Below are 13,884 nucleotides of genomic sequence, written 5' to 3' on the forward strand. Positions count from 1 at the left end.
GCCCCAATCGTTTTTCTTATCGACGTTGGGAGGCGGCGATGGGCTTTTTCGCACGCGGATTTAACCTTGCCTTGGGCATCGCCGCTCTGGCAGCCGTGACCTCGGCGCCGGCCCTGGCGCAGTCGCCGATCCCTCATCTGGTCGAGCAGAACGGCCGTCATGCCTTGATGGTCGATGGCGCGCCCTTCACCATCCTCGGCGCTCAGGTCAACAACTCCTCCAACTACCCCGCGCCCCTGGCCGAGGCCTGGCCTGCGATCCACCACATCGGCGCCAATACCGTTCAGGTGCCCATCGCCTGGGAACAGCTCGAACCGGTCGAGGGCCAGTTCGACTTCTCCTTCGTCGATCATCTGGTTCAGGAGGCCCGTCGCAACGACGTGCGCCTAGTCATCCTGTGGTTCGCCACCTGGAAGAACACCGCGCCCAAATACGCCCCGGCCTGGGTCAAGCTGAACCCCGCGCGGTTCCCGCACCTGATTCAGAAGGACGGCTCGGAATCCTACGCCATGTCGCCCTATGGCGCCGAGACGTTGGCCGCCGACGCCCGCGCCTTCGCCGCCCTGATGCGCCACATCCGCCAGATCGACGAGCGCCAACGCACCGTCATCATGGTCCAGCCCGAGAACGAGGTCGGCACCTACGGCTCGGTGCGCGACTATTCCCCCGCCGCCCAGGCCGCCTTCGACGGCCCCGTGCCTCAGGCCCTGCTGGACCGCACGGGCAAGGCGCCCGGAACCTGGTCCGCCGTCTTCGGCGGCGAGGCGGACGAGTTCTTCCATGCGTGGTCCATCGCCACCTACGTCAACACGGTGACCGAGGCCGGCAAGCGCGAATATCCGCTGCCGATGTACGTCAATGCGGCGCTGACGGACCCAATCACGCGCGTTTCGCCGACCAACTATGCGTCCGGCGGCCCCGTCTGGCCAGTGATCGACGTCTGGAAGGCGGCGGCGCCATCCATCGACCTGTTGGCGCCTGACATCTACGATCGCGGCTCCGTCAGCTACGAAGGCACGCTGGGTCGATACGCGCGACCGGACAACGCCCTGTTCGTCGCCGAAACCGGCAATGATCCTTCGTTCGGACGCTTCCTCTTCTCGACGCTGGGACGCGGCGGAGTAGGCTATTCCGCCTTCGGCATCGATTACACCGGCTACGCCAACTGGCCGCTGGGCGCCAAGACGGTGACGCCCGAAACCCTGACGCCGCTCAAGACCGCCTACGCCGTGGTGCGGCCCTGGGCCCATGTCTGGGCGCGCGCCGCCTGGGAAGGCCGCGTCTGGGGCGTGTCCGAACCGGACGACCGGTCTGAGCAGAAGATCGACCTCGGCGACTGGACCGCCCGCGTCCGCTATCGCCTGTGGCAGTTCGGACTGCCGGAATGGACCTGGCTGGGCGAACAGGGGCCGGCGTCCGGCACCGAAAATCCCAACGGCGGCGTCGTCGTCGCCCAGCTCGACGATCCCAATGTGTTCTTCGTCAGCGGCCTGCACGCCCGCGTCGATTTCGACGCCAAGCCCTCGACCGACGGCAAGCGCCGCATGGTCGTGCGCTACGAGGAAGGCCGTTTCGACGACGCTGGAAAATGGGTCTTCGAACGCATCTGGAACGGAGACCAGGTCGATTACGGCCTGAATTTCACCGATCGACCGCGCCTGCTGCGCGTCGTCACCGCCACCTACTGAACCCCTGAAAAGTAAAAAGCGAGCGCCCGCCATGATCCCGATCCTCGCCCGCCGCCTGTTCCTGGCCGCCCTGATGACCGCGCCTCTGGCCGCCTGCGCAGGTCAGGGGCTGATGAACGGCGCATCCGCCGGCGCCATCCAACAGGCGGCGTTCGAACGCACCGCCAGCGGCATCGTCGTCACCCCGGCCGAGGGCGCCGCCCGCCGCGTGCGTTTGGAGGTCTATGGCCCCGAGACCATCCGCGTCACCGCGACCGAGAACGCCGACCTGAACCTGCCCGCCAGCCTGATGGTCACGGCCCAGCCCTCGACCACCACCCCGTTCGAGGTCGACACGCGCGGCGATGTGGTGCTGCTGAAGACCGCCGAGGCCACGGCCGAGGTCTCGCGCGAGACCGGCGCCGTCCGCTTCCTCGACGAGAACGGCCAGGAGGTGCTGAAGGAGCGCCCCGGCAGCCGCGAACTGAGCCCCGTCACGGTCGAGGACCAGAAGGGCGATCACCGCTTCCTGGCCACGCGCCAGGTCTGGGAAAGCCCGGCCGACGAGGCCTTCTACGGCTTGGGTCAGCATCAGCAGGGCGTGATGAACTACAAGGGCCACGACGTTCAGCTGGCCCAGCACAATATCGACGTCGGCATTCCGCTGGTCGTGTCCAGCCGCAACTACGGCGTCCTGTGGGACAACAACTCGATCACCCGTTTCGGCGACCCGCGCCCCTACGGCATGATCGCCGACCAGTTCATCGTGCGCGACGCCACGGGCCGGTTCGGCGGACTGACCGCCAGCTACTATCAGAATGACCAGCTCAAGGTTCAGCGGCAGGAGACCGAGGTGAACTACGAGTTCATCCGCGAATGGTCGCGCTGGCCCGAGGGCTTCAAGTCGCAACCGGGCCAGCCGGTCCAGACCGGCGACATGGGCAAGCCCGGCCAGGCCGGCGTCAAGGTCGTCTGGGAAGGCACGCTTGAGACCGCGACCGCCGGCCTGCACAAGTTCCGCCTCTATTCGTCTGGCTATGTGAAGGTCTGGATTGACGGCCAGATGGTCGAGGATAACTGGCGCCAGAACTGGAACCCGTTCGACCACGACTTCCAAGTCCAGATGGCCGCAAACGCCCGCGTGCCGATCAAGATCGAATGGATCCCCGAGGACGGCTATATCTCGCTGCGCCACCAGGACCCGCTACCCGCCGCCGATCAGGGCGCGCTCAGCCTGGCCTCGGAAGTCGGCACGGCCATCGACTACTACTATATCGGCGGCGATAACCTCGACGGCGTCATCTCCAACTACCGCGGCCTGACCGGCAAGTCGGTGATGCTGCCCCGCTGGGCCTATGGCTTCTGGCAGAGCCGCCAGCGCTACAACAATCAGGCCGAGGTGGTGGACACGGTGCGCCGCTATCGCGAGCTGGGCCTGCCGATCGACAACGTGGTTCAAGACTGGTTCTACTGGCCCGAGAACGCCTGGGGCTCGCACCAGTTCGACCCCGCGCGCTTCCCGAACCCGACCCAGATGGTCAAGGACGTTCACGACATGAACGCCAACATCATCATCTCGGTCTGGCCGAAATTCTATCCGACCACCGACCACTACAAGCAGCTAGACGCCATCGGCGGCATGTACACCCGCAACGTCGACGTCGGCGCGCGCGACTGGGTCGGACCCGGCTACGCCAACAGCTTCTATGACCCCTATCTGCCCGCCGCCCGCGACCTGTACTGGAAGCAGATGTCCGACAGTTTCAAGGGCATGGGCTTCGACGGCTGGTGGCTGGATTCGGTGGAACCGGACATGCACTCCAACCTGGACATCCCCGAGCGGACGCTGCGCATGGGACCGACGGCCATCGGCCCGGGCGCCTATGTCTTCAACTCCTATCCGCTGATCAACGCCGAGAACGTCTACAACAACTTCCGGCGCGAAAAGGGCGACCAGCGCACCTACATCCTGACCCGCTCGGCCTGGGGCGGCCTGCAACGCACCGGCTCGACCCTGTGGTCGGGCGACGTGGTGGCGCGGTGGGACAATCTGAAGGACCAGATTTCGGCGGGCGTGAACACCGGCCTGTCGGGCCTGGCCAACTGGACCCACGACATCGGCGGCTTCTCGGTCGAGAGCCGCTATTCCAACCCCGCCGGCATGAAGCCCGAGGACAAGGCCGAGTGGGACGAGCTGAACCTGCGCTGGTTCCAGTTCGGCGCCTTCTCTCCCGTCTTCCGCTCGCACGGCGAGTTCCCGCTGCGCGAGGTCTATAATCTGGCCCAGCCCGGCACGCCGATGTACGACGCCTATGCCGAGCAGTTGCGCACCCGCTACCGGCTGATGCCCTACATCTACAGCCTGGCCGGCGACGTCTATCAGCGCGACGGCACCATCATGCGCGGCCTTGTCATGGACTTCCCGTCCGATTTGAAGGCGCGCGACATCAACGACCAGTATCTGTTCGGCCGCGCCCTGCTTGTCGCGCCGGTGACGCAATACAAGGCGCGCAGCCGCTCGGTCTATTTCCCGCAAGGCGCCGACTGGTACGACATGCTGACGGGCCAGAAATACGCAGGCGGCCGTTCGGTCACGGTCCAGGCGGCGGTCGACAAGATCCCGGTCTTCGTCCGCGCCGGCTCCATCCTGCCCACCGGCCCGGCGATCCAGTACACGTCCGAGAAGCTGGACGGCCCGCTGACCCTGGTGATCTACACCGGCGCGAACGGCAGCTTCTCTCTCTATGAGGATCAAGGCACGACCTATGCCTACGAGCGTGGCGAGTTTTCCAACATCCCCATGACGTGGAACGATGCGACCGGCGTCCTGACCATCGGCGCGCGGACAGGTTCGTATCCGACCATGCCGGCGAACCGCACCATCAATGTGCGCTTCGTCAGCGGACCGGGCGCCGATGTCGGCGATTTCGACGCCGCGCCGGCCAGGACGATCCAGTACGACGGACAGGCGGTCGAGGTTCGCCGCTAGGGGATATGCGAGGATCGACATTGACACGATGTCGATCCTCAACACCTTGTCTTGAATGGGATTTGTGCGAGACGCAGGCGATCGACCATACAGGGTTCGGAACGGCCCTATACTGGCGGTCCGGTCTTTGACATCGCAGCGTCCCACGAACCAAATTGCACTTTCTTGTACTTTGCACTCGGTTTCGGGGTGCAGTGCAATTTGGACCCTCCGCCCGAGGCGGAACATCAGGAGGCGCCTATGCGCTCGTTCTTGCTCACCGCCGTCGCCATGGGCGTCCTCGCCACAGCCGTCCCTGCGTTGGCCCAGGCCGAAGCGCAGATGCAGGCGCCGGCTTCCGCCCCCCTGTTCGACGCCATGTTCCAAGACCACGCCGTCCTGCAACGCGGTCGCCCCGTCAATGTGTGGGGCAGGGCGGCCCCCGGCGCCGCCGTCTCGGTCAGCCTCGGCCAGACCCAGGTCGAGGCGACTGCCAGCGCCGACGGCGCCTGGCGCGCCGCTCTGCCGACCCTGACCGCCGGCGGTCCCTATGTCCTGACGGCACAGTCGGGCGGCGCGACCCAGACACTTTCGGACGTCATGGTCGGCGACGTCTGGCTGTGCTCGGGCCAGTCGAACATGGAGTTCGCCGTTCGACAGGCGAGCAATGCCGAGAGCGAGATCGCCAACGCCAACGACGCCAAGATCCGTCTGTTCCTGGTCGGCCGCTCCAGCCTGCCGGCCCCGTCATCGACCCCGCATTCGGTCGGCCAGTGGCGCATCACCAGCCCGCAAAGCGTGCGCGACTTCTCGGCCGCCTGCTATTTCATGGCTCGCGACCTGCGCCGCACCGAGGATGTCCCCGTCGGCCTGATCGCCGCCTCCTGGGGCGGGTCGATCATCGAGGACTGGCTGAGCCGCAGCGCGGTGGAAAAACTGGGCGGCCATCAAGAGGCGCTGAACGCGCTGGACGCCTATGCCCGCGATCCGTCTCAGGGCGACGCCATCTGGCGACAGGTCACGCAGGCCTGGTGGACCGCCAACGACCCCGGCACGAAGCAGGGCTGGCATCTACCGCGCACCAATGACGCCGACTGGGCGCCCATCCCCCCCGAAGGGTTCTGGGAATCCACCGTGCCGGGTCTGGCCACCTTCGACGGCATCGTCTGGCTAAGAAAAGAGGTCGAGCTGACCGCCGCCCAGGCGCGCCAGGCCGCCACGCTTGAGCTGGGTCCGGTGGACGACGCCGATGTGACCTGGGTCAACGGCCAATATGTCGGCGGCCAGCAGGGCTGGGACACGCCCCGCACCTACGCCGTCCCCGCCGAGACGCTGAAAGCGGGCCGCAACCTGATTGCGGTCGGGGTGCTGGACACCAACGGCGGCGGCGGGGCCTGGGGACCGGCGGCGAACAAGCGGCTGGTGCTGGCGGACGGCACGGCCGTCGCCCTGTCTTCGGGCTGGCGTCACCGCGTCGCCGCGCCCCTGGGCGACCTGCCCAATCCGCCGCGCACGCCCTGGATCGGCGGCAGCGGCACGACCACCCTCTACAACGGCATGATCGCGCCCTTGGGGGCCTACGGCCTGAAGGGCATGGCCTGGTATCAGGGCGAGTCGAACATCGGCGACTATGTCGGCTATCGCCGCCTGCTACCGGCTCTGTTCGCCGACTGGCGGGCGCAGTTCGAGAACCCCGAGATACGGATGCTGGTGGTGCAACTCGCGAACTTCGGACCCGCCGCCAGCCAGCCGACCAACTCTTATTGGGCCGCCTTGCGTGAGAGCCAGCGCACAGTGGTCAACGCAGATCCTCTGGCAGGGCTCGCCGTCGCCATCGACATCGGCGACCGCTACGACATCCATCCGACCAACAAGCTGGAGGTCGGTCGTCGCCTGGCGTTGGAGGCCCGTCGCCTCGACGGCCAGGCCCAGCCGGTCTCGCCCCAGCCGGTCGCTGTGACCCGCGCCGCCGACGGCGTCCACATCCGCTATGCCGCCTCGGCCCAGCTGGTCGCCCATGGCTCCAACCGCCCGGTCGGGTTCGAGCTGTGCGGGGTCGACAACGCCTGCCGCTTCGTCGATGCGGCCCTGGCGGGCGATGACGTGGTGCTGACCTCGGCGACGGCGACCGACCTCAAGGTCCGGTTCTGCTGGGCCGACAGCCCGGTCTGCAACCTCTACGGCCCCGCCGGTCTTCCAGCGGTCCCGTTCGAGGCCGAGATCCGCTAGGGCCTCAGGCCAGGCCTGCGCCCCTCAACCGCACGGCCGGCGCGACCGTCACCGGCCGCTCGGCCGGCAGGTCGATGACCAGGCCCTCGACCGTCTGGCGGAAGGGCAGGGCACCGCCGCCCAGCAGTTCGACCGCCTCGACGCGACCCGACTGCGGGGCCAGGGCGCGCACCACCATCCGTCCGTCCTCGGGCCAGTCCAGCGCGAAGGCGTAGAGCGTCTGGCCCTTGGTGGTGAAGCGGATGTCCTGACCGGTCCAGGGCCGCGCCGCGCCCTCGCCGTGCATGCCGCCCACGACCGCCGTCGGCCCCTCGCCATAGATGCGCCAGGGACGGGTGTCGAAGATGGCCTCGCCGTTGACCTTCATCCAGGCGGCGATATCCGTCAGGATCTGACGCTCGTCGCTGTCGATCGAGCCGTCCCCGCGCTGGGGGATGTTCAGCATCAGATTGCCGTTCTTGGAGACGACATCCACCAGCCGCTGCACCACGCTGTTGGCCGGGACGTAGGAGTGCCGGGTATAACGGGCGCGGTTGTAGTGCCAGTCGCCGATACAGGTGTCGGTCTGCCACGGCTCGGGCTTCAGGCTGTCGGAGAAGCCGCGCTCGATGGTTTCAGTGATGCCCTTGCGCTGACGCTCGTCCAGCCGCTTGCCGTTCACGACCGGCAGCTCGCCCCGCCAGGCCAAGGAGGCGTTGTAGAACTCGGCCGTCGCCTCCAGGCCGTAGCGCCCCAGCGGCAGGCCGTAGTTGTCGAAATAGACCATGTCCGGCTTGTATTTGGTGATCAGGTCGCGCTGCCGCGCCACCCAGGACCGCACGAAGGCCGGGTTGTTCGCGGGCGGCGTCTCGATCCACTGACCGTCGCGCGCATCGTGCCAGGCGTTCATCTCGGCGATGGAGCCGATCCCCTCCGGCGGGGCGAAGGTCGGGCCGGTGTAGAGTTCCTGCGGGTCCAGCCCCTCCCACCACTTGCCGGCGCCGTCGGCCTTCGTCAGGCGCGCCGCGTCATAACGCACGCCCTTCAGCGGCCCCTCGGCGTCATAGCCATAGGCCGTCTGCCACCAGTGCCAGGCGTGGGCCGCATGGTTCGACACGGCGAACCTGAGGCCCCGCGCCCGCACCGCCTTTTCCCAGGTGCCGACGATGTCGCGCTTCGGCCCGACCCGCATCACGTTCCAGTCGTGATGGGCGCTGTCGAACAGGTCCAGATTGTCGTGATGGTTGGCCATCGACATGATGTAGCGGGCGCCCGCCGCCTGATAGAGGTCCAGCAGCCCCTCGGGGTCCCACTGGTCCGCCTTCCACTGGTCGATGAACTCCATGAAGCCGAAGCGGCTGGGATGGTCGTAGTTCACGACATGGTGGTCGTAGACGGGGTTGCCCTGAATATACATCTGGCGGCCGTACCAGTCGCCGAACTCCGGCACGCATTGCGGCCCCCAGTGCGACCAGATGCCGAACTTGGCGTCCCGGAACCAGTCGGGCGTCCTGTAGCCTGCGGCCAGGCTGTCCCAGGTCGGCTTGAACGGACCGGTCGCCGTCGTGGCGCCCGGCGTCGTGGCGCACGCTCCCAGCATTGAAGCCGAGGCGCCGGCGCCGAGAAGTCCGCGTCGCGACAGGGTCATGCCGGTTCTCCATAGACGACGCCGCGCCCGTCGGTGGCCACATAGACGCGGCCGAAGACCCGGGGATCGCCGGCAATGGCGCGATAGCGGCGACCATACTCATGAAGGTCGTCGTTGACCCGGATCCAGGATCGGCCCCGGTCGTCGGAACGAAAGACGCCACGCACCTCGCCCCCCGCTTTGGACTGCGTGCCGATGGCGAACAGGGCAGGGTAGGTCGAACCGGCGGGCGGCTTGCCGAAGTCCAGCATCTCGACGCTCAAGCCCCCGTCGATCCTGTCGAACCGCTGACCGCCGTCGCGGCTGTTGTAGAGGCCGCTGTGCGACACGAACCACAGATCGCCCTCGTGGTCGGACGTCGCCTTCAGCGGGAAGGCGACCTCGCGCCAGGTCGGCCGGTCCTCGGCGCTGGTCGCGGGCAAGCCGCGCGACGACACGGCGGCGAAACTCTCGGCCCCATCCACGCTGACGTACCAGGCGCCGGTGCGGAAATCCAAGGCGTAGAACAGCATTGGATCCTTGCGATCCGCCACAGGTCTCAACAGCATCGGCAGACCGGCGCAGGCCTTCCACGTCGCGCCGCGATCCCGCGACCAGACGACCTGGGGCGTGGCCAGCACAAAGGTCGATCCATCGGCCGACACCGTGATCGGCGCGTCGCGATACAGGTCCATACGCGGATTGTCGGCAACTGCCGCGGTCTCGCCCGAGGCCGGTCGAGGGCGGCCCAGCGGCTTCCAGCTCAGCCCCGCATCGTCTGACCAGGCCAGGGTAGAACTGTCGTGACCTTCCGAGGCGACGCCCTCGTGCGGCGTACCGCTGCGCACCACGATGTCGGGCGCGGCGCCCGCATAGTCGATCTGGTTGGTGTTGGCGAAGACCGGGGTGATGAACTGGCGCTGCGGCGAGCGGTCCAGATCCTCATGAGCAAAGCCTGATATGTCGCCGAACCCGGTCAGCAGATGCGGTCCCTTGGGCGGACTGACCAGGGTGATGACGGCCGTCTGTTCGATCCCCTCGACCCAAGGGGCCCAGTCGGTCGGCTCCCCGTGATCGGCGGCGGACAGGTTGCGCGTCTCATAGACGGTGGCCCCAGTGGCGTAGACCAGCCGGTCGCTGTCGAACGGATCCAGCGCCAAGGCCGCGATCCACCAGCCGAAGTCCGGCTTGTCGTTGCCCCAGTTCAGATAGGGGGTGGCGCTGACGTCGTGGCGGGCCGCCTCGCGCAGGCTGGTCCAGCTTCGTCCGTCGTCAGTACTACGCCAGATCGTGTCGCCGGGCTGCCAGCGGTTCAGGGTCGAAACCATGATCACGCCTGGCCGTTTCCGGTCCAGCGCCACCCCCATGAAGCCACCCAGAGGTCTCGGCGGGGTGATGTCGGTCCAGGCGTCGGTGTTGGTGTCCAGCCGCCAGACCGCGCCGTCAGTGACGCCGTTCGGGCCGATGCCAAGAGTGCACGTGACATAGAGGATCCCCCGGTCGTCCAGCTCCGCCTTGGCCGCCGACAGTTCGGCGCGCGGCCCGCCCTCGACCGGCCGCCAGCTTTGCCCGGCGTCGTCCGAGCGATAAAGGGCATGTTCGTGACGATCGGCGACGCCGACGAACAGCGTCCGCGACGCCTGTCCGCGCCGGCCGCTGCGGGGATCGAAGACCACGAAGCTGAGCCCGCCGTGGGTGCTGCGGTCGGTGGGCGTGCCCAGCCCCTTCAGCGGAAAAGCCTCGACCTTGCGCCAGCTTTCGCCGCCGTCGGTCGAGCGTTGCAGACCGTCGTGGCGCGATCCGAAATAGAGGATGCGGTTGTCGTTCGGGTCTATCGCCAGCCGTTCGCCCAGGCCTCGCCCGTCCTCGTTGCCGCCCATGCGGAAGGGGACTTCGGTCCGCCGCCAGGTCTCGCCCCGGTCGGAAGATCGCAGCATGGCGCCGGGGTCTGCCTTGTGGACCCCGACCGCCGCGTGGACGATATCAGCGTCGATGGGATCGGCGGCGATGCTTTCGATGCCGAAGTCGCCCGACCGGGGACTGGAATCCATCAGCGGCTTCCATTGTCCTACGGCGGCATCGAACCGATACGCGGCCCCCATGTCCGAGCGCGCATAGGCCAGACCGCGTTCTACGCGACTGAAGACGATGCCGGGAATGAAGCCGCCCGCGCCGACCACGACATTGCGCCAGCCGTAAGGGGCGGCGTCTCGCGCCTGCGACCTGGCGGTCGCCGCCAGCCCGCTGACGGACAGGGCCAACAGGCCGGCCGTGCGTCGTGTCACACCTGTCGTCATGTCGCCGTCTCTCCCTGGGTCGGAGACGTTAAGTCGTCTCTCGATGTTAGCGCTAACGTGAACAGTTGACATCATTGTCATAGGTGCATCAAGTTGCGTCTGTAAAAATCAGGCGTCGGTCAACGACGTATCGGGAGCGAACCTCGGGTTCAACGGATTTCGCCGCTGTCGGCGCGTCGCGCGACGCCTGGATTTTTGCAGACCCTGAGCGAACTTCCGGTGCGACCTGCATGGTCGCGCCGGGTTTTTCGCCGCATCGTTTTCGCCGACAGCCTAACGGACCTGACATGACCCTGCGTATCCCGAACGCGCGCCGCAGCGCTGTTTCCGCTCTCGCCTTGGGCGTCGCGCTCGCGACCGGCGCGTGCGCCGCGACGGGTTCGACCCGCCAAGCGGCTGTTCAGGCGGTGACGGCCCAGGCCTCCATCGTGACTGACGCGGCGCGTGCGCATCCGGCGCTATGGCCTCGTGCGGCCTCGCCGGCGGCGATGACGGATGCGGCGACTGAGGCCTTCGTCACCGAACTGATGAGCCGGATGACGCTGGAGGAGAAGGTGGGTCAGACGATCCAGGCGGACATCGCCTCGATCACACCGCAAGACCTGCTGACCTATCCGCTGGGGTCGATCCTGGCGGGCGGCAACTCCTCGCCCGGCGGCGACGAGCGCGCCTCGGCGCAGAAGTGGGTCGAGCTGGCCCAGGCCTATCGCCGCGCCATCGCCCAGCGCCCGGGCGCCACCATTCCGATGATCTACGGCATCGACGCCGTCCACGGTCACAACAACATCGTCGGCGCCACCATCTTCCCGCACAACATCGGCCTGGGCGCCGCGCGCGATCCCGACCTGATCCGCCGCATCGGCGAGGCGACGGCGCTGGAAGTCGCGGTGACCGGCGCAGACTGGACCTTCGGCCCGACCCTGGCCGTGCCCCGTGACGACCGCTGGGGCCGCGCCTATGAAGGCTATGCCGAGAACCCGGAGGTGGCCCAGAGCTATGCCGGGCCGATGACCCTGGGCCTGCAGGGGACGCTGTCAGCCGATCATCCGCTGACGGCGGGCCACATCGCCGGTTCGGCGAAACACTTCCTGGCCGACGGCGGCACCACGGGCGGCAAGGACCAGGGCGACTACGCCGGGTCCGAGCAGGAGCTGATCCGCACCCACCTGTCGGGCTATCCCCAGGCGATCGACGCCGGGGTGCTGTCGATCATGGCCAGCTTCTCCAGCTGGAACGGCGTCAAACATTCGGGCAACGAAACCATACTGACGGACGTGCTGCGCGGCCCGCTGGGCTTCGACGGCTTCGTGGTGTCGGACTGGAACGCCCACGGCCAGCTGCCGGGCTGCTCCAACGAAAGCTGCGCCCTGGCCTTCAACGCCGGCATCGACATGTTCATGGCCCCCGACAGCTGGAAGCCGCTGTACGAAAGCACCCTGGCCCAGGCCAAGTCGGGCGAGATTCCGATGGCGCGTCTGGACGAGGCCGTGCGGCGCATCCTGCGGGTCAAGGTCAAGACCGGCCTGTTCAACGACAGCCGCCCGGTCGAGGGTCATCTGAACGAGCTGGGCTCGCCCGCCCACCGCGCCCTGGCGCGCGAGGCGGTGCGCAAGTCGTTGGTGCTGTTGAAGAACGAGGGCTCGGTCCTGCCGATCCGTTCGGGGGCGCGCGTGCTGGTCGCCGGTCACGCCGACGACATCGGCCAAGCCTCGGGCGGCTGGACCCTGACGTGGCAGGGCACGGGCAACGCCAACGCCGACTTCCCCAACGGCCAGTCGATCTGGGGCGGCATTCAGGAAGCCGTCGCGGCCGGCGGCGGCCAGGCGACCCTCAGCGCCGACGGCGCGTTCACCCAAAAGCCGGATGTGGCCATCGTCGTCTTCGGCGAGACCCCCTATGCCGAGTTCCAGGGCGACGTCGATACGCTGGACTTCCTGCCGACCGAACCGCTGGAGACGCTGAAGCGGCTGAAGGCGGCGGGCATTCCCACCGTGTCGGTCTTCCTGTCAGGCCGACCGATGTGGACCAATCCCGAGATCAACCAGTCCGACGCCTTCGTCGCCGCCTGGCTGCCGGGCACCGAAGGCGCAGGCATCGCCGACGTGCTGATCGGCGATGCGGCCGGCAAGCCGCGCAACGACTTCCACGGCACGCTGTCGTTCAGCTGGCCAAAGGACGCCAAGGGCGAGCCGCTGAACGTCGGCCAGCCCGGCTATGACCCGCAGTTCGCCTATGGCTACGGCCTGACCTATGCGCGCGGCGCCCGCGTCGGCGCCCTGTCGGAAGAGAGCGGCGTGGTCAGCGCGGGCAGCAGCCTGGACCGCTACTTCGTCGACGGCCGCTTCATCGCCCCCTGGTCGCTGATGCTGCGCGACGCCGGCGGCGAGTTCCGCCTGGGCGCCGAAAAGAGCGGCGCCAGCCCGCGCAGCGGCGTGTCCGTGCGCTCCACCGACGGCGCGGGCCAGGAATCGGCCCGCGCCCTGACCTTCTCGCAGGGCGGCGGACAGGCCCTGATCGCGGCTCAGCCGGTCGATCTGATCCGTCAGTCGAACGGCGAGATGGCCATCGCCTTCCGCTACCGCGTCGACGCCCGTGCGCAAGGCCCCGTCTTCCTGACGCTGGGCGCCGGATCGGTGGACATCACCAGCCTGCTCAACGCCGCCCCCGTCGGCGAATGGCGCACGCTGAAGGTGCGGCTGTCGTGCCTGCGCGACAGCGGCACCGACCTCGCCGCCGTCGACCAGCCCTGGGGCCTGCGCACCGCCGCCGACTTCGCCGTCACCGTCGAAGACATCCGCCTCGCCTCCAACGAGGGCGACGCCGTCTGCCCGACGCGGTAAATCACCACAGACGGAACAGGAGCACCAATGCGGGTCGGGCGGATGGACGCTGTCGCGTCGATCTACCGAGATGGGTTGATGACGTGGTGGTGGAGATCGAAGGGACGCGTGCTGCGCAACGCGTTCGATCCACCCGCATGCCAAAAGCTCTGACGGCGACACGTCGCTCATCCAGCGGCGTTTTCGCCGCATTCTCAACCCAGCAATGGCGTCGCTTTGAGTTTACGAGGGCTGGAACTACCGAACGTTGCGCCGGGGATCGACAGCGTAACGAGCG

General features: G+C 67.7%; 6 protein-coding genes. 4 read left to right on the forward strand and 2 right to left on the reverse strand.

Going from position 1 to position 13,884, the window contains the following annotated elements; translation table 11 throughout:
- Positions 1-38 precede the first annotated feature (38 nt).
- The 3 genes from ACP693_RS09770 (at position 39) to ACP693_RS09780 (ending at position 6,864) form a co-directional block, all read left to right on the forward strand.
- Positions 39-1,688, forward strand: a complete 1,650-nt coding sequence (locus ACP693_RS09770; RefSeq protein ID WP_426017227.1) for a DUF5597 domain-containing protein — start codon at positions 39-41, stop codon at positions 1,686-1,688.
- Between the two features lie 31 nt (positions 1,689-1,719).
- Positions 1,720-4,656, forward strand: coding sequence for a TIM-barrel domain-containing protein (locus tag ACP693_RS09775; RefSeq protein WP_426017225.1), 2,937 nt, complete (start codon positions 1,720-1,722; stop codon positions 4,654-4,656).
- Positions 4,657-4,896: 240 nt separating this feature from the next.
- Complete coding sequence (locus ACP693_RS09780; protein WP_426017223.1) at positions 4,897-6,864, forward strand: sialate O-acetylesterase; 1,968 nt, start codon at positions 4,897-4,899, stop codon at positions 6,862-6,864.
- A gap of 4 nt (positions 6,865-6,868) precedes the next feature.
- Here the strand turns inward: ACP693_RS09780 and ACP693_RS09785 are convergent, their stop codons facing one another.
- Positions 6,869-8,491 carry an alpha-L-fucosidase gene (locus ACP693_RS09785; protein WP_426017221.1) on the reverse strand — a complete coding sequence of 541 codons (1,623 nt, stop codon included), beginning with the start codon at positions 8,489-8,491 and terminating at the stop codon, positions 6,869-6,871.
- Complete coding sequence (locus ACP693_RS09790; protein WP_426017219.1) at positions 8,488-10,767, reverse strand: xyloglucanase; 2,280 nt, start codon at positions 10,765-10,767, stop codon at positions 8,488-8,490. Before ACP693_RS09790 ends, ACP693_RS09785 begins: the two co-directional genes overlap by 4 nt.
- Before the next feature lie 287 nt (positions 10,768-11,054).
- On the opposite strand from ACP693_RS09790, the gene ACP693_RS09795 reads away from it, so the two are divergent.
- On the forward strand, positions 11,055-13,607 hold the full coding sequence (locus ACP693_RS09795) for a glycoside hydrolase family 3 protein (RefSeq protein ID WP_426017218.1): 2,553 nt from the start codon (positions 11,055-11,057) through the stop codon (positions 13,605-13,607).
- Positions 13,608-13,884: the final 277 nt, after the last annotated feature.

It is taken from the genome of Brevundimonas sp. TWP1-3, from assembly GCF_049896085.1.
GTDB lineage: Bacteria > Pseudomonadota > Alphaproteobacteria > Caulobacterales > Caulobacteraceae > Brevundimonas.